General features: G+C 31.9%; 26 protein-coding genes and 3 pseudogenes. 23 read left to right on the top strand and 6 right to left on the bottom strand.

From position 1 onward, the window contains the following. Positions 1-56 precede the first annotated feature (56 nt). Positions 57-536 (top strand): transcription elongation factor GreA, encoded by a 480-nt coding sequence (gene greA / locus AC38BG_RS00195; protein ID WP_489937200.1) that lies wholly within the window; start codon positions 57-59, stop codon positions 534-536. Positions 537-566: 30 nt separating this feature from the next. On the opposite strand, the gene AC38BG_RS00190 is transcribed toward greA, so the two are convergent. Next, positions 567-3,128, bottom strand: a complete 2,562-nt coding sequence (locus AC38BG_RS00190; RefSeq protein WP_489937199.1) for a YfhO family protein — start codon at positions 3,126-3,128, stop codon at positions 567-569. Positions 3,129-3,286: 158 nt separating this feature from the next. Between AC38BG_RS00190 and AC38BG_RS00185 the strand changes: the two genes are divergently transcribed. The 12 genes and pseudogenes from AC38BG_RS00185 to AC38BG_RS00130 all read left to right on the top strand — a co-directional run bounded on the left by AC38BG_RS00185 (position 3,287) and on the right by AC38BG_RS00130 (position 13,862). Continuing rightward, a complete protein-coding gene (locus AC38BG_RS00185) occupies positions 3,287-5,353 on the top strand; it encodes a peptidoglycan D,D-transpeptidase FtsI family protein (RefSeq protein WP_489937860.1) in 2,067 nt (688 codons plus the stop codon). Between the two features lie 115 nt (positions 5,354-5,468). After that, positions 5,469-6,224 carry a nicotinamide riboside transporter PnuC gene (gene pnuC, locus AC38BG_RS00180; RefSeq protein ID WP_489937198.1) on the top strand — a complete coding sequence of 252 codons (756 nt, stop codon included), beginning with the start codon at positions 5,469-5,471 and terminating at the stop codon, positions 6,222-6,224. A gap of 170 nt (positions 6,225-6,394) precedes the next feature. Then, positions 6,395-6,978: pseudogene (gene dhaL, locus AC38BG_RS00175) on the top strand (dihydroxyacetone kinase subunit DhaL). After that, positions 6,975-7,346 carry a dihydroxyacetone kinase phosphoryl donor subunit DhaM gene (gene dhaM / locus AC38BG_RS00170; RefSeq protein WP_489937197.1) on the top strand — a complete coding sequence of 124 codons (372 nt, stop codon included), beginning with the start codon at positions 6,975-6,977 and terminating at the stop codon, positions 7,344-7,346. Before dhaL ends, dhaM begins: the two are co-directional and overlap by 4 nt. Before the next feature lie 138 nt (positions 7,347-7,484). Further along, positions 7,485-8,405 carry a prenyltransferase gene (locus AC38BG_RS00165; protein WP_489937196.1) on the top strand — a complete coding sequence of 307 codons (921 nt, stop codon included), beginning with the start codon at positions 7,485-7,487 and terminating at the stop codon, positions 8,403-8,405. Between the two features lie 133 nt (positions 8,406-8,538). Then, a complete protein-coding gene (locus AC38BG_RS00160; protein ID WP_489937195.1) occupies positions 8,539-9,180 on the top strand; it encodes an amino acid ABC transporter permease in 642 nt (213 codons plus the stop codon). Between the two features lie 12 nt (positions 9,181-9,192). Further along, a complete protein-coding gene (locus AC38BG_RS00155) occupies positions 9,193-9,825 on the top strand; it encodes an amino acid ABC transporter ATP-binding protein (RefSeq protein WP_489937194.1) in 633 nt (210 codons plus the stop codon). 11 nt (positions 9,826-9,836) lie between these two features. Continuing rightward, positions 9,837-10,682: an amino acid ABC transporter substrate-binding protein gene (locus AC38BG_RS00150; RefSeq protein ID WP_489937193.1), complete on the top strand. Its 846-nt coding sequence runs from the start codon at positions 9,837-9,839 to the stop codon at positions 10,680-10,682. Between the two features lie 262 nt (positions 10,683-10,944). Next, entirely contained in the window at positions 10,945-11,604 is a 660-nt protein-coding gene (locus AC38BG_RS00145) for an amino acid ABC transporter permease (protein ID WP_489937192.1), read from the top strand. Next, positions 11,585-12,268 carry an amino acid ABC transporter permease gene (locus AC38BG_RS00140; RefSeq protein WP_489937191.1) on the top strand — a complete coding sequence of 228 codons (684 nt, stop codon included), beginning with the start codon at positions 11,585-11,587 and terminating at the stop codon, positions 12,266-12,268. The genes AC38BG_RS00145 and AC38BG_RS00140 overlap by 20 nt, the downstream gene beginning before the upstream one ends. A gap of 3 nt (positions 12,269-12,271) precedes the next feature. Further along, positions 12,272-13,012 carry an amino acid ABC transporter ATP-binding protein gene (locus AC38BG_RS00135; RefSeq protein WP_489937190.1) on the top strand — a complete coding sequence of 247 codons (741 nt, stop codon included), beginning with the start codon at positions 12,272-12,274 and terminating at the stop codon, positions 13,010-13,012. A gap of 13 nt (positions 13,013-13,025) precedes the next feature. After that, entirely contained in the window at positions 13,026-13,862 is an 837-nt protein-coding gene (locus AC38BG_RS00130) for a transporter substrate-binding domain-containing protein (protein WP_489937189.1), read from the top strand. A 63-nt stretch (positions 13,863-13,925) separates the two neighbouring features. On the opposite strand, the gene hdcB is transcribed toward AC38BG_RS00130, so the two are convergent. The 3 genes from hdcB to AC38BG_RS00115 all read right to left on the bottom strand — a co-directional run bounded on the left by hdcB (position 13,926) and on the right by AC38BG_RS00115 (position 15,857). Then, the gene (gene hdcB, locus AC38BG_RS00125) at positions 13,926-14,447 is read right to left on the bottom strand and encodes a histidine decarboxylase maturation protein HdcB (protein ID WP_489937188.1); all 522 of its coding nucleotides are present in this window, start codon (positions 14,445-14,447) and stop codon (positions 13,926-13,928) included. An 86-nt stretch (positions 14,448-14,533) separates the two neighbouring features. Further along, positions 14,534-15,469 (bottom strand): histidine decarboxylase, pyruvoyl type, encoded by a 936-nt coding sequence (hdcA, locus tag AC38BG_RS00120; RefSeq protein WP_489937187.1) that lies wholly within the window; start codon positions 15,467-15,469, stop codon positions 14,534-14,536. Positions 15,470-15,650: 181 nt separating this feature from the next. Next, positions 15,651-15,857 (bottom strand): substrate-binding domain-containing protein, encoded by a 207-nt coding sequence (locus AC38BG_RS00115; protein ID WP_489937859.1) that lies wholly within the window; start codon positions 15,855-15,857, stop codon positions 15,651-15,653. A 559-nt stretch (positions 15,858-16,416) separates the two neighbouring features. Here AC38BG_RS00115 and AC38BG_RS00110 point away from each other — a divergent pair. From AC38BG_RS00110 to AC38BG_RS00100, 3 genes and pseudogenes are all read left to right on the top strand, one after another. After that, positions 16,417-17,422: pseudogene (locus AC38BG_RS00110) on the top strand (PTS system mannose/fructose/sorbose family transporter subunit IID). 12 nt (positions 17,423-17,434) lie between these two features. Continuing rightward, positions 17,435-17,686 (top strand): PTS sugar transporter subunit IIA, encoded by a 252-nt coding sequence (locus AC38BG_RS00105; RefSeq protein ID WP_489937186.1) that lies wholly within the window; start codon positions 17,435-17,437, stop codon positions 17,684-17,686. A 144-nt stretch (positions 17,687-17,830) separates the two neighbouring features. Then, positions 17,831-18,267: pseudogene (locus AC38BG_RS00100) on the top strand (PTS sugar transporter subunit IIB). Between the two features lie 395 nt (positions 18,268-18,662). Here AC38BG_RS00100 and AC38BG_RS00095 read toward each other — a convergent pair. After that, a complete protein-coding gene (locus tag AC38BG_RS00095) occupies positions 18,663-19,145 on the bottom strand; it encodes a hypothetical protein (RefSeq protein ID WP_489937185.1) in 483 nt (160 codons plus the stop codon). Positions 19,146-19,455: 310 nt separating this feature from the next. Between AC38BG_RS00095 and AC38BG_RS00090 the strand changes: the two genes are divergently transcribed. From AC38BG_RS00090 to AC38BG_RS00080, 3 genes are read left to right on the top strand one after another with little or no spacing between them, the layout of a single operon-like run. After that, positions 19,456-19,584 (top strand): hypothetical protein, encoded by a 129-nt coding sequence (locus AC38BG_RS00090; protein WP_489937184.1) that lies wholly within the window; start codon positions 19,456-19,458, stop codon positions 19,582-19,584. Then, positions 19,553-19,774 carry a hypothetical protein gene (locus tag AC38BG_RS00085; protein ID WP_489937183.1) on the top strand — a complete coding sequence of 74 codons (222 nt, stop codon included), beginning with the start codon at positions 19,553-19,555 and terminating at the stop codon, positions 19,772-19,774. Before AC38BG_RS00090 ends, AC38BG_RS00085 begins: the two co-directional genes overlap by 32 nt. After that, positions 19,771-20,298 carry an FAD-binding protein gene (locus tag AC38BG_RS00080; protein ID WP_489937182.1) on the top strand — a complete coding sequence of 176 codons (528 nt, stop codon included), beginning with the start codon at positions 19,771-19,773 and terminating at the stop codon, positions 20,296-20,298. The genes AC38BG_RS00085 and AC38BG_RS00080 overlap by 4 nt, the downstream gene beginning before the upstream one ends. Before the next feature lie 45 nt (positions 20,299-20,343). On the opposite strand, the gene AC38BG_RS00075 is transcribed toward AC38BG_RS00080, so the two are convergent. Further along, a complete protein-coding gene (locus AC38BG_RS00075; protein ID WP_489937181.1) occupies positions 20,344-20,571 on the bottom strand; it encodes a hypothetical protein in 228 nt (75 codons plus the stop codon). 4 nt (positions 20,572-20,575) lie between these two features. On the opposite strand from AC38BG_RS00075, the gene AC38BG_RS00070 reads away from it, so the two are divergent. The 4 genes from AC38BG_RS00070 (at position 20,576) to AC38BG_RS00055 (ending at position 21,923) form a co-directional block, all read left to right on the top strand. Then, positions 20,576-20,830: a hypothetical protein gene (locus AC38BG_RS00070; protein WP_489937180.1), complete on the top strand. Its 255-nt coding sequence runs from the start codon at positions 20,576-20,578 to the stop codon at positions 20,828-20,830. Between the two features lie 74 nt (positions 20,831-20,904). Then, the gene (locus AC38BG_RS00065) at positions 20,905-21,153 is read left to right on the top strand and encodes a hypothetical protein (RefSeq protein WP_489937179.1); all 249 of its coding nucleotides are present in this window, start codon (positions 20,905-20,907) and stop codon (positions 21,151-21,153) included. Continuing rightward, entirely contained in the window at positions 21,126-21,236 is a 111-nt protein-coding gene (locus AC38BG_RS00060) for an FMN-binding protein (RefSeq protein ID WP_489937178.1), read from the top strand. Before AC38BG_RS00065 ends, AC38BG_RS00060 begins: the two co-directional genes overlap by 28 nt. A gap of 195 nt (positions 21,237-21,431) precedes the next feature. Next, on the top strand, positions 21,432-21,923 hold the full coding sequence (locus AC38BG_RS00055; protein WP_489937177.1) for a PTS sugar transporter subunit IIB: 492 nt from the start codon (positions 21,432-21,434) through the stop codon (positions 21,921-21,923). The last annotated feature ends 1 nt before the right edge of the window (position 21,924 follow it).

Here is a 21,924-nt window from a genome sequence, read left to right as displayed (position 1 = left end):
ACTAAATCAATATGCTTGATAGGCAATTTAAGATAATAAAGGAGAGAATAATAATTATGGCGCAAAAAACATATCCAATGACTGCAGAAGGAAAACAAAAGCTTGAAGCAGAATTGAAAGACTTAAAGTTAGTTAAACGTCCAGAAGTTATTGATCGAATTAAAGTTGCTCGTTCATTTGGTGACTTATCAGAAAACTCTGAATATGATGCCGCAAAAGATGAACAAAGCGCAGTAGAACAACGTATTGCTCAAGTTGAACAAATGTTAAAATATGCAGAAGTTATTGATGCTGAAAGCGTTGATCCAAATGAAGTTTCTGTAGGTAAAAAGATTACTTATACAGAAGTTGGTGAAGATGATCCTGAAACCTATACCATTGTTGGATCAGATGAATCAGATCCATTGAATGGAAAAATTTCTAATGATTCACCAATTGCACAAGCATTATTAGGTAAGAAAAAAGGCGAAACAGTAACTATTGTTACGCCAGGTGGCAACTTTGATGTTGTGATTAATAATGTTGAAGCTGGGTAAATAAATTTTCAATAAAAATTAGCTTTGAAATTACAGCAGTAATTTTGAAGCTTTTATTTTGCGCCAGAAAATGACAGTGATTAAACTGATAAAACTACCTAAAATCAATGGCCAAGGTATATAAATCAATGTTAATTGATGTTTTCCTGCAGATAAGTTAACTTGCATGAAGGTTTTAACAAAAATTGAAGTCTTTACGATTTTATTTTTGTCTAAAACTAGCCAGTTATTATCATAAGGAATAGTAGTATTAACCGTTTGTGTAGAGCTAATTTTGAAATTGGAGGTTTTTAAAATTAGCGGATTAATAAATCTTAAACTAGGTTGATGTTTGTTAAAAGCCTTAATCGTTTTATTAATGCTTGAATTAATTGCCCATAATTTCATATTTGAAAGATCTAGTGAATCATGAATTAATTCAAAACTTATTTTTACTACTTGATTTTTTTGTAAATAGCCTAAATTAATTAATTTATTTTGACTTGTTCGAGCCTTAATTGGAGTTAAATTATTATTAATTTTCAAATTGGTTTGACTTTCATCTACACTTGCAGGAAGTTCTAGATAATATGAACTAGTAAATATTGGTTTTAAGTAATAAATAACATAGCTGCGTTTTAGTTTATTAATTTTCTTAAATTCATATGAAGTGGTCATTTTAGTATTAATTATATTGGCTTTAGGAAGTAAAGTTCTATAAAAAGCTGGACTTTTATTTGAAGTAATTGCAAAAAATAGCTGATTTTGATTAGTAATTGGTACATCTGATTGCAAATATATGTGATGCTTTTTACTAATAAATAGCAAAGGTAGTGCATAATTGTTTTTTAAAACAGTCAAATGATTTGCTGAAAACAGAATTGGTTTTGTATTTAAATCATTTCGATAAATCAAATTGGTAAAATCAATATTGCCTTTATTTTGATAATCTGGTATCAGATAATACTTAACTCCTAATAAATCATCAGTAATTGGAGTAGAAAAATTGTTGATATAAGAGTTGCTATTATTGTCAAAACCAATATTTTCAATAAAATTAGAAATTTTTGTATTTGAAATAGAATTAAAAGTGGCCAGTCCATTATAATTATTTGAAAAGCTATCATCATCAGAGCGTGAAAAAGATTTTTCAAGTCGATAAAAACTATTATCTCTATTTTTTAAATCAGCTACAGTATTAGAAACATCTAGACTGTAATCAGTATAATCATGATTATTTTGATAAGTAATATTTTGCAAACTAGTGATTAAATTTAAACTACTACTGAATATAACTGCAAAAAATAAGCACTTGAGTGAAAATAAACTGTTTTTTTGATAATAAAATAAAATAATTATTGTTAATAAAGCAATCAAACTAGTGATAGTAATTTTATCTTGAGTTAAAAATTCTAGCTTATTTAACTTCCATATAGCAAAGCTAATTTCTAAAATACTAAATATAGTAATAGCAATTAATTGTAATTTAGTAAATTTATATTGTTGTTTTAAAATTAACAAAGAAAAATAAATCCCTAAAAAACTAATACAAAAACTAAATCTACCTTGATACCAGACAGGATATTGTCCCATATGCCACAACAAGATCAGTGGATTAAAGCTGCATGAAATAATTAGAAATGCAAATAAAGTGCCAAAAACCAATTTTGTTTTCAATTTAATTTTATTGCTAAAAACTAGTGCTACTGTAATTAAAATTAAGGGAGTTGACCAAAAAATATTGGGCATCCCCCAAGACATTTCTTTAAAGCTAAAAGATCCAGAGATTAATTTTGTTAATAAGTTTTGCAGTGGAAAGGCAAAATGCAAATTATAATCGATACTTGTTTGAGTTTTACCTTGCAATAATTCATAAACAGTTGGAACTAATAAGATACTAGCCATTAGCGTACCCAAAACACTTTGAGTCAGATACTTTTTGAAAATTAATAATCTATCTTTATTTTGAAGTATTAATTTGCCAATAAAATATAAAAAACCAAATAAAAGAGCCATATATCCTGTATAAAAGTTGGTTATCCAGATTGCAAAGGTTATGATAATTAGGTGACTTTTTTTATTAATAAATTGTCTATCTATACTCCAAATCAATAATGGTAATAAATAAACAGAATCAAGCCACATTAAATTAAGATTATTCGTAATAACAAATCCAGATAATGCATAAGCGACACTACCTGTTAAAGCTAATAGGTTATTTTTGGTAAAGCTGTTAAAATAAAAGTAACTAGTTAATCCAATTAATCCAATTTTTAAGCTGATTAAAATTAAAATTGCAATAGGTAAAAGTGATTTTGGAAAGATAAGTAAGATTAAATTCAACGGACTTGCTAAATAATAAGCAACCGTTCCAACCATTGAATTGCCTAAGCTGCTGTTAAAGCTGTAAATAAGGTTTAATGGTTTAGTTAATAAATTATTTTTGTAAAAAGCTAATAAATCAACATATTGTTGGCCAAGATCTACTGTTAGAATTTGTCCTTTACGAATACAAAAATAAATAAAAAATATAAAAAATGGAATTAAAAAGCTAGTTAGATACCAGTATTTTGATTTTTTTGATGAAAATATAATTGTGTCTAGTTTATTCATGATAAAAAGAATTAAAACATTACAAAGATAGGTTAGTTTGCATAGTATTATCAATACCTATCTGCTAAAATATTGCTAGTTTAGCGAGGTCGATTTTTGTGAAATTTTTAAACCAACAGCGTAAGTCGGGGAAAAAATCCCAATCTACTCCTCTTAGAATGAAAATTATTCTAGGGGTTATTTTTGTTTTATTTGCGATGTTAATTGCACAATTAGCATATTTGCAACTTTTATATGGTGGCAGATTTAAAGCAGAAGTGCAAAAAACAGATGAAACTGTTGTCTCAACTAGTGTACCACGTGGTGTTATGTATGATGACCAAGGTCGAATTTTAGTTGGCAATAAAGCAAATAATGCAATTACTTATACTAAAGGTGCTGCAACAACATCTTTGCAAGCTTATCAAGTAGCTAATAGATTAAGTTCATATATTTCAATTGATAATGAAAAGCCAACTCAAAATCAATTAGCTGATTATTATTTGGCTGATCCAACCGTTTTGAAAAAAGAAACAGCAAAATTACCAAAATCAAAACGAGTTGATAGTCATGGTGATCAACTTGATAACTCTATAGTTTATGATAATCTTGTTAATCAAGTTGTTAAACAACACATCCATTTTACTAAAAGGCAAAAAACTGCTGCAATAATTTTTAATAAAATTTCTGGAGCCTTTCAATTATCAACAATTTATTTGAAAAATCAAGGCTTAACAGATAATGAAGTTGCAACTGTAGGTGAACACTTATCAGAGTTACCAGGAGTTGGCATTGGAACTGATTGGCAAAGAAGTTATCCTAATGGTTCATCAATTAGAAGTATTATTGGTGCAGTTTCTAGTGAAAAAGCTGGTCTTCCAAGTGATAACTTGCAGTATTACTTAACTCAAGGCTATTCAAGAAATGATCGTGTAGGTACTAGTTATTTAGAGCAAGAATATGAGCCTTTATTAAAAGGTACAAAAGCAACAAGTCGAGTGTCCACTAAGGCAAATGGTAATGTTCAACAAACCAAAAGTGTTTATCATGGTCAAGCTGGCGCTAGTTTAATTTTGTCACTTGATTCTCAATATCAAAAACAAGTCCAAGATACCTTAAATAAAGTCTACGCATCAGCTTTAGCATCTGGTGCCGCAAGATATTCAGATGGAGCATATGCAATTGCAATTGATCCCAATACTGGTGCGCTAAAAGCAATTGCTGGAATTAACCATGACCCTAAAACTAATAAAACTCAAGATGATGCTCTAGGTATTATCAATCGTTCATTTGTAATGGGCTCTGCAGTAAAGGGAGCGACCGTTGCAGGGGGATTAATGAATCACGTTATTACTCCTCAAAACAGTATGATGCCTGATACTCCAATTTATTTGCCAGGATCTCCAATCAAAAAATCAGTTTATCCAGTTGGAACTTTTGGTGCATTAAATGCTCAAAGCGCCCTGGAAGTATCAAGTAACATCTATATGATGCAAATGACTTTACGCTGGTTACATGCAAAATATATTCCACATGAATATATCAATATGCCACAAGATTCTTTCCAAGTTCTACGCAAAAACTTTAATATGTTTGGATTAGGACAAAAGACTGGTATTGACTTACCTGGAGAAGTTAGTGGTATCCAAGGCCGATCATTTAACTCTAAAGGTCAAATTCTATCTGGATCTGTACTTGACTTGTCATATGGAAATTATGATGCATATACTCCAATCCAAATGGCACAATATATTTCAACGATTGCTAATGGTGGGTATAGAATGCAACCCTATCTAGTGCAATCAATTGGTCAAACTAACAAACAAGGTAACAAAGTATTAATTAAATATAATAAAGAACCTAATCCACAACTAAGAATTCCATGGACTAGTGATGAATTAAGCGTCATTCATCAAGGTATGTATGCAGTAGTTCATGGAACTAATGGTTGGGGGACTGCTCACCCATTAAAAGATGTTAAGCCTGAAATTGCAGGAAAAACTGGTACTGCTGAAACATTTTATTATGATCCAGACCATCCAGGAAATCCTAATGCTCCTGAATTAATTAATGCAACATTTGTAGGATATGCTCCAGCAGATAAGCCAAAATTAGCCGTTGTGGTAGTTTTCCCTGGACTTAATCCAAATTTGGAAGGAACATTTACCTTGCAAGTTGTTCAATCAATGGTTTCAAATTACTTTAAACAAGATCAAAAAAATACTGATAAAACTAATCAAGAATAAAAAGACTTGTTATCCAGTTAGTAAAAAAGTATACTAGATATTGTGCTTTTTTAAAAAGCTAACAAGCAAATACACAATATATATTGCTTTTACAAAAAATATCTGGAGGAATTTGATGCAGACAACTGAAAAAACTGCTAGAAAAGAAAACTATTTTGTATGGCTATTTAATCAATTGAAAGGATGGCCAATGCAAAATTACATGCTGTGGTTTTTCGCATTTGGTTTTCAATTAGCCTTATTAATTCAAGGCAAAATAACAACAATTGCCTTAATAACGTTTGCAGGTACTATGATAGGTACGTTGTGCGTTTTGGCAATTAATGCAACTAAGGCTATTAATGGATGGCTCGGTCTTATATCAGCTGCGTGCTTTATTTATGTAGGATTAGTGGCCAAAAATTATTTATCAATTTTTGAACAGATTGCATATATTGCAACATTAGATATTCCAGTTATCTTTGCGGTGCGTTCGTGGAATGATGATACCAAAAACCATTTACGAAAGTTTGGTGTTAAAGAATGGATCATTGCAATTGTTGGAACTTTGCTAGTTTATGTAATTTCTGGTTACTTCATTGGTAAACTCACTAATGATCCTCGTCCTTGGATTGATGCAATTAGTTTTGCAATATCATTAACTGCTGGAATTATGTGTTTTATGAGATACAATAATCAATATTTTTGGTGGCTTGCATCTGGAGTTTTTCAATTGATCTTGTGGGCAATTACTTTTGCACAAGGCGATGCTTCACTTGCGATGGCGGTGAATTCGTTAATTTATGTTGTAAATGATATTTTGGCCTTTACTGTTTCACCATGGTTTAATCGTGGTCGAAAACTAGAGGGATTGAAAAAAATTGAAAATTAATGTTTAAAACGTGTTCTAGATAGAATGCGTTTTTTTAATTGATTAAGATTTTTTAAACTGCAAAAATATGGCATATACTGAAACTTATATAATCTTGTCCTGCTAACAACAGAAGTATATACTTATCACTGTAATCGCTTTCTAATAACTATATGGAAGGAACAATTGACATGACACTTACTGTTGACACATTAACTACTTGGATGAATAAATTTGCTGAAAAAATTGAGACTAATAAACAACACCTAAGTGATTTAGATACGCCTATTGGTGATGGTGACCATGGATTCAATATGGATCGTGGAATGAAGGCAGTTGTTGCAAAGCTTGCAACTAAGCGAGCAGATGTTACTAGTGGATTAAAGACAATCGCTATGACATTGATTTCAACTGTTGGTGGAGCATCAGGGCCGCTTTATGGAACCGCATTTTTAGAAATGGCTAAAAAGAGCACCTTAACAACTAATATGGGTGACTTGCTAGAAGCGGCGTTATTAGGACTTGAAAAAAGAGGTGGTGCAAAACCTGGTGACAAAACAATGGTTGATGTTTGGTCAAAATTAGTACCAGATGTTAAAGCAGGCACTTTGACTGAAGATAAAATAAAAGCTGCAGTACTTGCAACAAAAGACTGATTGCCAAAAAAGGGCGTGCATCATATTTAGGTGAACGCTCTAAGGGTCATATCGACCCAGGATCTGAATCAAGTGGATATCTATTTGAGGCAATGCTTGAAACGGAGGGTTTGTTATGAGAATAGGTATTACTTTAGTTTCTCATGTGTCAGAGATTGCAACTGGTTTAGATAAATTATTAAAACAAGTCGCAAAAGATGTACCAATTACTACAGCAGGTGGTACTGATGATGGTCGAATAGGTACTAGCATGCAAAAAATTATTGATGCTTTTGAAAATAATCCTGCAGATGAAATTTTAGCATTTTATGACTTGGGTAGTGCTAAGATGAATTTAGAAATGGCAATGGAAATGACTGATAAAAAAATCCATCTATATAACACAGCATTTATTGAAGGTGCATATACTGCATCATCACTATTGCAGGCTGATGTATCACTATCTGATATCGAGAAGCAATTGAATCCATTGGTCGTTAAAGATTAGAAATTGCCAGTATTAACAATACAACACTACACTTAGTTTGAATTGCTTTAGTCAACATATTTTTGATTACATCCAAAAATACATTGAAAGCATTCTTTACCTTTGCTAGGATAAAATTATAGTAGAGGAGAGAATTTTATGGACAAAAGTAAACATTGGCTTAATTGGCCAACATTTTATGCACTGACTGAAATTTATCAGGTGCCTTTAAATATTATTTGGTTTGTATTTAGTTTTGGCATAGCCTATAGGCTGTTCCATATTACAAATTTATTAAATGTAGCATTATGTTGTATCGATGTGATGCTGTTTGATTTAGCAGTCAATGTTGCAGATAATTATTTTGACTATATTCATGCTAATGATCCACACTTCAAGCAAGTTACTAATCCAGTTGGACGTTTGCAATTGCCACTTAATCAAGTGAAAAAGCTAGTAGTTATTATGTACATAATTTCTGCTATTCCAGGACTAGTTTTAGTTTATTTAACTGGTTGGCAAGTATTTGCATTAGGTACAATAGGATACTTGATAGGAATTTTTTATACTGCTGGAAAATATCCATTGAATGCAACACCAATATGTGAAGCAATTGTGTCATTTTTCATTGCCTTTTTTATTATCTTCGTTGGGGTATATGTCACTATTTTCAATAAAATTCCATTAACCTGGGCAATAGTTGGACGAGTATTTTTATTGTGCTTGCCATTGATGTTAGTGTTTTACGCAATTCAACTTGCAAATAATGCTTGTGATTTAAAAGAAGATTTAATCAATGGACGTCACACTTTAGCTAGCTTTATTGGGCAAAAAAACTCTATTAAGTTGATTGAAATCTTAGTCATAATTGGCTTTTTGATGCCTGCATTTTTAGCAGTTTTTAAGTTAGTTCCGTGGGTTGTTGGGTTAACAAGTTTATTATTAATTTTATTTTGGCGCCAGCTGTATAAATTTTTCAAGAAGCCTGAAAAAAATACAACTTACTTTTTATTATTTAAAGAAACCGCCCAATTTTTAATTGCATACATTGTACTGTATACAATTATGGCCTTTGTCTGAAAATTTAGTATAAATGTTAAGATGGTTTTGTAAAAGTTTTGTGTACTTTAAGTAAATTTACTAGTACACAGAGCTTTTTTCTTTTATAATTGAAAAAATAAAAATTATTTAGAGAAGTTTGGGTGAATGACGTATGCATTATATTTTTGAAATATTGCCCTCTTTAATGAGTGGGGCAAATGTTACCTTAGAAATTTTTGCTTTAACATTATTAGGGTCACTACCATTAGGATTATTAGTTGGGTTAACATTAATTTCCAAATTAAATATTGTTAAGGCTTTCATGAAATTTTATGTTTGGTTGATGCGTGGGACTCCATTATTATTGCAACTGATTTTTATTTTTTATGGCTTACCATTAGTTGGGATTACCTTGCCTAGATTTGAAGCTGCATTAGTGGCTTTCATTTTGAACTATGCAGCATATTTTGCAGAAATATTTCGTGGTGGGTTGCAATCAATTGACCAAGGACAATATGAAAGTGCTAAGGTCTTGGGCTTATCATATTGGCAAACAATTAGAAAAATTGTTACTCCGCAAGTTATTAAGATAGTATTGCCTTCAATTGGTAATGAAGTGATTAATTTAGTCAAAGATTCATCATTAGTTTATGTTATTGGGATTGGCGACTTGCTTAGAGCAGGTAATGTGGCGACAGCACGTGATGTTTCATTGATGCCATTAGTTATGGTAGGTGTCATTTATTTGTTGATGACAGCCGTTTTAACGGTATTATTGCGTCAATTAGAAAAACACTACAGTTATTGGAAATAAGGAGCAAGAATTATGTTAGAGTTAAAAAATGTTACTAAAGATTTTGGCAATCGTGTAATTCTTGATCATCTAAACTTAACTGTGAACGATGATGAAATCTTATGTATTGTAGGTCCCTCTGGAGCTGGTAAAACTACGCTATTAAGATGTATCAGTGGGCTAGAAAAAATTGATAGTGGTCAAATGCTGTATGATGGCAAAGCTTTTGATCCATATGATGACAAAAAATCAATTATTGGCGTAGTTTTTCAAGATTATAATTTGTTCCCAAATTTGACTGTTTTGCAAAATATTACCCTAGCTCCAATTATGGCACTACATAAAAATAAAGCTGCTGCAAATAAAGAAGCGATGGATATTTTGCAAAAGTTATCTTTAGCAGATAAAGCTGATCTATATCCTTACCAATTATCTGGTGGACAAAAACAACGTGTCGCAATTGCAAGAGCGCTAGCTATGAAGCCAAAAATCTTATGTTACGATGAGCCAACTAGTGCACTTGATCCATATTTGCGTCAAGTAGTTAAAGAAATCATCTTAGATCTAAAAAAAGATGGTATAACCCAAATTATTGTTACTCATGATTTGGATTTTGCTAAAGAAGTTGCAGACAATATGTTTAAAGTTAAGCCTATTCAAGCCTAGGGGTGATTTGGGTGAAAAAGTTAAAAATTTTACTATTTTTTCTAGTTAGTATTGGCTTAATAATAGTTTCGGGATGCCAAAGTCCACAAAAACGTGCCAATACACAAGATAATTGGAATAAAATACAAAGACATCATAAAGTTGTGGTTGGATTAGATGATAGTTTTGTGCCAATGGGCTTTCGTGAAAAAAATGGTCAATTAGTTGGCTTTGACGTTGACTTAGCTAAAGAAGTTTTCAAAAGATACAATATCAATGTTGATTTTCAAACAATTGATTGGTCAATGAAGGAAACTGAATTGCGTAATGGCACAATTGACTTGATCTGGAATGGTTATACTGTAAATCCAGAGCGTGAAAAAACTGTGGCATTTAGTAATACTTATCTGACTAACAAGCAAGTATTAGTTACTAAAACAAAAGATCACATTAATAAAGCTCAAGAAATGAAGGACAAAAATATTGGTTTACAAAGTGGGTCATCTGGTTATGAATCATATGAAGCACAACCTAAGTTATTGAAGCAATATATTGCACAAACTGTGCAATATGATACTTTTAATAATGCTTTTCTTGACTTGAATGCAGGACGTATTCAGGGTTTGTTAATTGATAGTGTCTATGCAAATTATTATATTGCACATGAACCAGATCCATCTAGTTATAGAATTACTAATGTTGGCTTTGATTCAGAAGATTTTGCTGTAGGGATGCGCAAGGGTGATAAAACTTTGCGCAAAAAAATAAACTTAGCTCTAATGCAGATGGCAGAAGATGGTAGCTTGCAAAAATTAGGTACTAAGTGGTTTGGTAATAGTCAATCAATTCCAATTAAGCTATTAAAACAAGATAAATAATCAGAAAAAAATTCTTGACAAGTCAAAAATAATATTTTATTATTGTCACTAAATAAAAGTTAGTTAGGAGAAAAAAGATGTCGAACTTTATGCAAGTAAATCAAAATATTCAAACATGCTGCGAATGTTGCACTTGCTTATTTGCATATAATAATTCAGCATCCGTATCTCATAGTTAATTAATACCAGATAATTAAGACCTGCGAATCTGAAGGTGATTTGTAGGTCTTTTTGTATACAAAAATGGAAATGAGGGTTATGAATGGATTGGACAATTATCCAGCAGGCATTGCCGATGTTCATCAAGGGATTTTGGTTAACGATCTGGCTGTCATTAGTTGGCATCATTGGATCAGTTATAGTTGGCATTATTGCCAGTTTAATACAGTATTTTAAAATTCCAGTTTTATCAAAAATGTTTACCGCTTATGTTGAGCTTGCACGCAATACTCCATTGCTGATTCAGTTATTCTTTTTATATTATGCCTTTCCAGTAATTGGTTGGAAAATGTCTGCGCAGACCGCTGGTATTATTGGTCTGATCTTTATGGGTGGAGCTTATATGGCTGAAGGATTTACGGGTGGCTTTAATGGAGTTGATGAAAATCAGCTGAATTCGGGTAGAGCATTAGGGATGGATAATATGCAACTGGCAAGATATGTTGTATTTCCACAAGGTTTTGCTCAAAGTATACCAGCTCTTGCTGCTAATATTATATTTTTGATTAAAGAGACTTCAATCTTTTCAGTAATTGCAATACCTGAATTGACTAATACTGCTCTTGACTTAATAGGGCTATATTATCGCTCAAATGAATATTTATTCATGTTAGTTATTGCTTATGCAATTATCATGATACCTGTCATTTGGTTGCTTGATTTATTAGAAAGGAAGGTAAGATATGGCTCATTCGGGGATTAATGTATTTTTTGAAGGAAATAATATGATGCGCTTGCTTGGTGGTGCATGGACAGCTGTTTGGATAGCTGGCATTTCTTTAATAATTGGCTTAATCATCGGAACATTATTTGGGATATTAAGAACTCTCAAAAATGATGTCTTAGATGTCATTTTAGGATTATATCTACAGTTCTTCCGCATTGTGCCTACAGTAGTATTGCTTTATCTGGTGTATTACATTTTACCTAGACAATTTCATATAGATTGGCCAGCTAGCTGGATGGCAGTCTTAGCGTTTTCATTGTGGGTATCAGCTGAATTCAGTGATATTGTGCGTGGGGCAATTGAATCTGTCCCTAAAGCTCAAAGAGAATCAGGACTAGCATTAGGATTAAATCAAGTTCAATTATTCAGATATGTGTTATTGCCACAAGCGATGAAATTAGAATTGCCCGCAACAATTAACTTAGCTACTAGGGTGATTAAGACAACTTCATTATTGCTGTTGATCAGCGTCATGGAAATTATCAATGTTGGTCAACAAATTATTGAAGCAAATAATCAAAAATATCCAACAGCGGTATTTTGGGTTTATGGCTTAATTTTTATCTTGTATTTTATTATCGACTATCCATTGTCTGCTTGGGCAAAGCGAATAATACGCAAAAATGCACTAAAGGAGTAAAAAATGACAGAAGAAATTTTAAAAGTTGAACATTTGAATAAATTCTATGGTGATAAGCAAGTATTATTTGATATTAATTTTGATATAAAAAAGGGCGAAGTATTAACTCTGCTTGGACCTTCTGGTTCTGGTAAGAGTACATTACTTAGAACAATTAATGGATTAGAAGATTATCAAGATGGGGTAATTTATTTTGAAGATAAAAAAATAGTTCCTAATGCTCAAAATTGGCAAAAAATTAGACAACAAATAGGGATGGTCTTCCAAAGCTATGACTTGTTTCCTAACTTAACAGTCTTAGAAAATATCACCTTGGCACCAACTAAAGTCCAAAAAAGAAATCTTGATGAAGTAAAGACACTAGCAACTAAATTATTAAAACAAGTGGGTCTTGAAAAATATCAAGATAGCTATCCTAGACAATTATCTGGTGGACAAAAACAGCGAATTGCAATTGTCAGAGCATTGGCAATGAATCCTGAAATGATGCTATTTGATGAGGTAACTGCTTCACTTGACCCAGAAATGGTGCGAGGAATTTTAGAGATAATCAAGAATTTATCAGACAAGCAACATATGACAATGATGATTGTGACTCATGAGATGAATTTTGCAAGGCAAATATCAGATAGGGTACTTTTTTTAGAAGATGGAAAAATTTTAGAAAATACTCCTGGAAGGCAATTCTTTGAAAACCCTAAAACTGATCGAGCAAAAGAATTTTTAACAAGTATGGATTTTTAATGAGGAAAGAAAAATGAAAAAGAAAAATATAATTATTACAATTATTGTCGCATTAGTTGTTATTATTGGCAGTTTTGCGATATTTAATCACTCAAGCAATCAAAATAATCCAAGTAGTGTAGAAGCAATTAAAAAGCGGGGCACAATTAAGGTTGCTGTCTTTGGGGATCTGCCTCCATATGGCTGGGTTGACTCTCAAGGAAATCGTACAGGCTATGATGTATATCTAGCACACCGCATGGCAAAAGACTTAGGTGTTAAAGTTAAGTTCGTTCAAGTTAATGCCAATAATCGAGTAGATACTTTGAATGCAGATAAAGCAGATATTGTACTTGCTAACTTCACTGTGACTCCAGAACGCAAGCAAGTAGTAGATTTTGCTAAGCCTTATATGAAGGTTTCAGTTGGGGTAGTTTCACCAAAGAGTGCACCAATTACAAAAGTCAGCCAATTAGTTGGCAAAAACTTAATTGTAACTAAAGGGACTACTGCAGAAAACTACTTTAGTAAACAAAAAGGTATTAACTTATTGAAATTTGATTCAAAGACCCAACAATTTAATGCAATTAAAAATAAGCGTGGTGCAGCATTAGCTGATGATAACTCATACTTGTATGCTTGGGTAAAACAAAATCCAGATTACACTGTAGGAATCAAGAGTGTTGGGCCTAAGCAATATATTTCTCCAGCTGTGAAGAAGGGGAATAAGTCATTGCTTGATTGGACAAATAAAGAAATTGCTAAGTTGAATAAGGAAAGTTTCTTTACTCAAGATTACAATAAGGAATTGAAGCCTTACTTTGGTAAAGAAATTAAGCCAAGCGATATTGTTTTACCTCAAGGAAAATAGAACATTAGGGATGCAAAAAAGCTAGTAGAAACGTTCTGCTAGCTTTTTATTATATATTAAATATTATTTTCCAGCTTTTGGATAAGAGGGGTTAGCATCGTCATATTCATAATGGCTAATATGTCCATCTTGCATCCATCGACGCAATCTATCATTTTCAATTGCATGGTCTGGATCTAGTAATTGTGGAAATTCACCACGAATAGTGTTGTCATAACCAGCTAAGTTAATCACTTTAGGTTTGATATCCTGAATATAATCAAATGCACGGCCGTAGGTAATATTTTTTGGGTTTAAGATAGAACCATCAGTTAATTCGATTATAACTTCACCATGTGGTGCACCTTTAATAAATTTTACTGACTTGACAGCATCTTTATTAAACTTGTGCAGTTTATCATTAGTAATATAGCCAAGGTTATGAACTGATGATATATAGTAACTAATAGTTCCATTTTCATCATTTGCTAAGATCTGAGATACTTTGTCTTCATATTTTTTTATATTATCTTCCAATGAATCAGTAATTAAGTTTTCAGGTATGACTTTTTCAATTCGTGATAGGCTAATGTCAAAGTTATTCATTTAAGTAATCATCTTTCTATATTAAGTAAAAAAGAAGAGATAACCTATAAAATTATCTCTTCTTAGGGGAGTTTTAAGTATAGCTATTAATACTTAAGTGCGTTATTTGCTGATAATGACTTGTAACCCATCTTTTCTAACCATTCAGGCATAGTAAGATTTTCCATAATGTTCATATCAGTATCAGGGGTTAAGATTGAACCACCAGGAATTGAATCTACAGGTAATGAGAAGTATGGCCCAACAGTAATTGCGTTACCAATTTGACCTGGCTTCATCATTGCGTGTGCAAATCCGATCCATGAACTCTTGAATGAAGTATCTGCGTCTTCACCACATTCAGCGATTGACTTAGCAATAGCCTTGCGGCGACCATCTAAGTATTCAAGTAATTCATCTTCGTTAGGAGTTTCCCAAACACCAGCATCTTCGATGAACATGCTTGAGTCTTTTGAAGGATCCTTAGCAAATGAAATAGCGATTGCTGACCAAACACCATAACCTTGACCTGGTTTTAATTCTTCGTCAGCCTTAGGACGTTCTGCGGTAACACCTTTGTTAGCACAAACGATAAATGAACCTGGTGCTGGGTAGTGACGGCGATCATCACGAGTACCAAAGTATTCAACCAAAGCATCTTGTAATGGCTTAGCATCGTAAATAGGTAGTTCACTACCGTCCCATTGCTTTTCAGTAAATAAAGGTTTTGCTGAGTCAACAGCAGGGTTTTTTAAGATGTCATAACCCATTACACGACCTTGTGGTCCAGTAAATGATGAAGCAGTAGTCATGTTAATTTGACCAATGTAAGCGTTCTTAGTTTCAGCACGGTCGTATGACACGATACCATCTAAAACGTCGTCGTCAGTCTTGTCACGTACACCGGCATCTACCTTCAAGCCAGTAACGTAACCATTACCAATATTACCTGGTTCCATATAACCACGTGACCATTTCTTGTATGGACTGATAGCTATACGATCAACGCCAAGTTTGTTTAACTTTGTATCTAATTCAGACATAATTAGACCTCCATATAATATAAAAATTTAAGAAATATACTTGCAACGAACGAAAACGCTTTCTATCTCTCACCTTTTTAGGATAGCACTTATCAAGTTTCACTTCAAGAACGGATCTAAAAATTATCACAATATTTGTGTATTTTATTGTTTGAATTGAAATAAGAAAGTTTGTTTTATATTAGGTGGTTCTCCTTTTAATTAATGTTACAGGAATTATAATTTGACGATTTAATATTTCTTCGTTTTTTAGCAATTTCATCAAATTATCACAAAAGGTTTTTGCAATTTTATCAGTATCCTGCTTAATCGTAGTGAGTTGTAGTTCTTTTGCTAATGTGGATCCATCAAATCCCACGATACTGAGTCGTCGATTAGGAACAGCTATTTGATCTTCTATGTTTCTACGGCTATTTGATAAGTATATACCCCAACATTATCATTTACTGCGAATATTCCTATTTTCGTAAGATTTGTTAATAAATTCAGTAAAATTTTAATTAATTTTGGTTTTGTTTGATTCATAGAATCAGAACTGGTGTCTAAAGTAATAATCTCAGGCTTATTAATATCTCTATTCTTAGATGCATTTATAAAACCTTCCATTCTTTTTTATTACTAAAAACTGATTAGATTTTGTAGTAATCATGATCGGATAAGCATTATGATCAATTAAATGATTAGTAGCAAGGGCAGCGCCTGCAAAGTTATGTCATGATAATGGTAATGCATTATTATTATGGGCAAGCTGCAGAGAAATATTTAATATCTTTGAAGCAAATAAATGTAATGTTGATATTATTACATGTACTCAGCCAATAATTGATAAATTAAAGCTGATTGGAACAACACCTGAGGAAAGATCACTACAGACTGTTCAGGGATTTAATAAAGATGTTAAAACTTTAGGATTTTCAATTTTGTAATAAAGATTGGAGGACTATAAAATGTTACTTTCAGCTTTATTAGCTACTATTTCACAATGGTGGTTCTTTGCCCGATTACAAGATGCCTGACATATCCTTTAACCACAGGATTAATAGTAGGTATTTTTATGGGACATCCCATGCTTGGAATGCTTGAAGGTGCAAATATTCAATTAGTTTATTTAGGTTGGATTAACACTGGTCGCGTGATGCTAAGTAATACAATGGTAGCCGGTATTTTTGGCTCTGCTTTAACAATTTTGGCAGGTGCTAACCCTAAATTGGCCGTGACTTTTGCAGTTCTTTTTTCATTGATCAGATTGCTTTATGAACGATTGCAAGCACTTGGATTGACCGATATGATGATTTTTCCAATACAGAAGCTATATCCCAAAGAACGACAAGCTGATGAATTGAAAAAATATATGGTATTTTTTACCACTGAGCCACATATGATAGGATCTGTTATTCATGGTATTTCGTTATCTATGGAGGAAGCTCGTGCAAATGGAGCAAATATTAGTGCTGAAGAGATTAATGGGGTCTATAGGTGCAAGCAAGGAATTCTATTCCCAATATTAGCAAGTATTGGTGCGACAATGGCGCTAGATCATAACTATTTTGGATCAGTCTTATTTACAGTAGTATTTGAGCTTATTATTTATTCAATTGGTTATTGGATGTTTATATATGGATATAAACAAGGTAAAAAATCAGTGCTTTCTATTTTAAAAAGTGGTCTGCTAGATAAAGTTACAAATGCGTTTTCAATTGTTGGCTTAATGGTGTACGTACGGTGGTTGCAACAAGAGTCACTATCAAAACTCCGCTAGTTTGGCACGTAGGACAAAGTACAATAAAATTACAATCACTATTTAACTCATTAGCCCCTTCTTTGATTCCATTATTAGTAACCTTACTTGTTTGGTGGCTGCTAAGGAAGAAAATCAATGCAAGTATAATTGTTGTGGAAATTTTTATAATAGGTATTATTTGTTCTTATTTAGGAATATTCGCAAATATATAATAAGGAATAATTATGATACAAATTGTTTTAGCAAGTCATGGAGAGTTTTGCAAAGGATTAAAGCCAACAGCAGAAATGATAAATGGAAAGATCGCTGACTTATCAACTGAATCTTTTAAGCCAAGACAGGATATTAATGAATATAGGCAAAATTTTGAAAATAATTTAACAGATACAGACATAAATCCAACACTTATAATTGTAGATATAAAAGGAGGAACACCTTACAATACAGCAATGATGTTATCTAAGAATCATAATTGAAAGTGATCACAGGTATTAATCTTCCCATTTTATTGAGTGTGGTAACAGCTAGAAAAAGTGATACAACCATTGATAAATTGATATCAATTGCAACTGATAATATAAATTGGGGAATAGAGGAATCACAATTGGGAGGTAAGCGACATGCAAAACTTAGTATTAACAAGGATTGATGATAGATTAATTCATGGTCAAGTTATGACCAAATGGTTAAAGGCAACAGGTGCACAAAATGTAGTAATTATTGATGATGCAACAACTCAGGATGATTTTATGATAAATGTATTTGAATCTGCTATTTCAGAAGATATAGGCATAGGGGTATTTAATAAAGAAGATGGTGTAAAATTCTTTTCAAAACCACTTGAAGCACCAACAATAATTTTGGAAAAAGTTACTGAAACAATTGAGTATTTAGTTGATCATAGAATTAAATAACTGAGGCTGACTTAGGTGGAATGGGTGTTAAAAAAGCACGACAGACACTTTATCAGTATATTTCAACTAGTGTAGAAGAAGATAAGCGCTTCTTAAGACTTTTAGATAATGGTATAAATGTTTATGTGCAAATTGTGACTTAACATGAAAAAACATCTATTAAGCCGTTAATTGAAAAGAAAGATAATTTAAATTCATACTGTGCTGAGTACTTAATAATAAATCTTAAATTTAAGAGTCGATTCATGATAATTATCATAAATCGATTTTTATTATGATTAAATTTTGTTTATTCAAAATCTAAAATAGTATTTTCAAAGTTTTTCTTTAAATATTCTATTAAAAAATCTAGAGTATCTTTGAATACTAAGTTGTTTCTAGTTGATACTGAAAAAGTTATTCCAGTTTTATCTATGGGAAGATCTATAAAATTTATAGGATAATTTCTAAATTGCTTTACTACTTTATGACTAGTGGTCATGTTTCCTAAACCTAGACAGGCTAATTTTAGAGCAGTAGATGAATCTCTTACATAGATCTAAGGATAAAAGTTGATACCAATATTATTAAAATAGTTATTTGTAATATTTTGATATCGTTGTTCATCATTTACATATATAAAGTTTTCATGATTAATTTTCTCAAAATATTTTTTACTATAGTTTAAATTTACTTTGTTATTTTGATAAAGCTTAGAATGCTTGTTTAATACTAGTACTTGTTTATCAATATATAAGACAGTGCTATGAACATTTGGTAGAAAAATTTGATTTCCTACAAATAGATATAGTTGATTATCTTTAAAAAGCTTTTCTGCATCTGCAGTACTTAGTTCAAGTGTTTTAGTTTTTAATGCAGAAGATTTTGAAAATAATACAGGTAGTACCGATAGATTAAATCTTTCACCCAATGGGGGAGTATTACCTAATTTAAGGGTAGTCAGATCTGTGTAATTGGATGCTTTTAAGTTATTGATAAAATCTTGTGATAATTTTTCTCTTTTTCGTAGATATGTGATCATTAAATAACCAGTGGGTGTTAAAGAAATAGAATGACTATTTCTGTTGAGCAAAGTAATATTATATTGTTTTTCAGCTTTTTTAATTACTCTACTAATTATAAGGCTGCCTTAGATAGAGTTTTTCGGATGCGTTTGAGATAGAATGGCTATTTTCGATAGTTTCTAGAAAAGTTAGTAGTCGATTTTTCAAGATAAATTACCTATACCTGATCAGTAATACTAAGATCATAAACTAAATATTTCACATATTCATATTATAAGCTTTAATGAAAACGTAAACAAAGAAAATTAAGATATGGAGGTTGAAGTTATGTTAACTAAATCAACATTAAGATGGGATGCAGTATATGATGTCATAGTCTTGGGCTTTGGTGGTGCTGAAGCTACGGCTGCTAGATTTGCTGCAGATGTTAGTTGTCAGTGCACCAGAAGGACATGAAGGTGGTAATACACGTTATGCTGGGCAAATGGTAGGTGCAGGAATAGATTACGAAGCTTTAAAAAATTATCATGAGCATTTAGCAGCTCCACTGATTCCAGATAAAGAGCCATTTGAGAATTTGATGCATGGAATGGCAAATATGAAAGAATATTTTGAAAAATACTTTGGGATTGAACTATCAGTATGAAACAGCTAGTAGCTAATACATCAGCAACTAAGTATGTAACAGAATATCCAGAATTACCTGATGCTGATTCATATGATGCTTATTTAGTACATAAAGGCACTAGTGATGCAGCTTTGTGTAAGTTGTTAAAACAACAAGTACTAGATAGATCTAAACATATTACAATTTGGTATGATTCACCAGCTGAGCACTTAATTCAAGATATAAATAAAATCGTATTGGGTGCACAAATTAAGAGAAATGATGTAATTAGAAACATCAAAGCAAAAAATGGTGTTGTCCTTGCAATTGGTGGTTTTGAAAATAATAAAGAAATGATTCAAACTTTCTTACAATCACCTTATTTAGCACCAATAGGTACTTTATATAATAAAGGTGATGGAATTAGGCTATTAGAAGAAGTCAATGCACAATTATGGAATATTAGGTCATTTGAAAGTTTGGTTAAATCCATGGTTTATCTCCAAGATTACCTGAAGGAATGCACTCTGTTAATGCACTTAAGGTGTTTTGGAAAGAAATAAGTGAAGGGAGTGCAATTGTAGTAGGAGAAGATGGAACCAGGTACTTTAATGATGTTGAGTTAAATCGTCATGGTCACATATATAATCACGGTGATCGGATTGTTCCATTGAATCAAAATCATCCATATATGATGAGATTGAAAATGAGCCTGAAAATGGATTAAAGGTACCAGTATATCTTGATAATGCGATTAGGGCAACAACACTTAAAGAATTAGCACAAAAGATAGAAAAAGATCCTGAAATATTAAAAAATACTATTAATGAGTTCAACAAAATGACGCAATTAGGCAAAGATTATGCCTTTCACCGTGATCCTAAAACTTTACGTAAGTTTAGTGAAGAGGGTTCATACTATGCAATTGCTTTAAGACAAAATATATTAAATACTCAGGGCGGTGGCAGAAGAGATAAAAATGCTCAAGTTGTAGATCCATATGTTAATCTAATTCCACATTTATATAAAGCTGGAGAACTAGGTGCACTACTTGTAAATAAATATACAACTGTGGTAATATTGCGGATTATTTAATTTTTGGAAAAATCGCAGGAGAAAACGATGCAATTGGCAAACATGAGTTGCCAAGTGGCTCTATTGATTACAGTATGGATATAAATTCTAAATTTGATAATAGTAGTGATGAAGCAACTACAGAATATAAAGTTGAACCAAATCAATATATAGGCATGTCGCATAAAGGAATGGGTGATGGAATAGTAGTACGCACTACAGTAGGTACTAATAATAAATTAGAAAATATAAAGGTGCTAAAGCAAAACAAAAGTGATGATTATGGTCGAAAGGCACTTGAAGTTTTACCAAAAGAATGGTTAAAAATAATACGTATGAAGTAGATGCAATAGCGGGTGCTTCACAGACTAGCAAAGCAATAAAAGAAGCTGTAAAAAATTCCTTAGATAAAGCTAAAGAAAAATAAATTACATACTATAAATAATCTTAAGTCTTTTGGTATAAGATTATTTTTGGAAACCGCTTGCAAAAATATGCAAACGGTTTATAATTTTAATTGTAAGTGAAACGTTTTAAGTTAATTGAAACCATGATGTTATAAATGAAGAAACTGCGAAATGTAGTTTATTTAAAACGTTTTAAATAAGTTAGGAGAATAAAAATGCCTGTAGTATTAGCAAGAGTAGATCAGCGTTTAATTCATGGAATTACTGTTAATCAATGGAACAAAGTATTACATCCCAAGAGATTTATGGTTGTAGATGATGCAATTAGTACTAATGAGATGGTGAAAGCTAGTATGAGAATGAGTAAGCCAACTGGCACTGGAATGTCTATCATTAGTCGTAAAAAAGCCATTGATAATTTTAAAAATGGTAAATATGATACTCATTCTGTCTTTTTAATTGTAAAAGAACCTAGCATTATACTTGATTTAATTAATGCAGGTGTGGATATTCCTACAGTTAATGTTGGAGCATTATTTGAAGAAGGCGACCGCAAGCCTTATACCAAACGAGTTGCAATGGATGATAAAGAAGTTAACGACTTAAATGCAATTCAAGATAAAGGATCAACTGTATTTTTTGAATATACACCAGATGATGAAAATAAAGTTCCATTAGATGATGTCTTAAATAGTAAAGGAGAATAAA

The sequence above is a fragment of the Lactobacillus sp. M44 genome (assembly GCF_058130005.1).
This window is presented reverse-complemented; position numbering and strand designations above follow the sequence as displayed.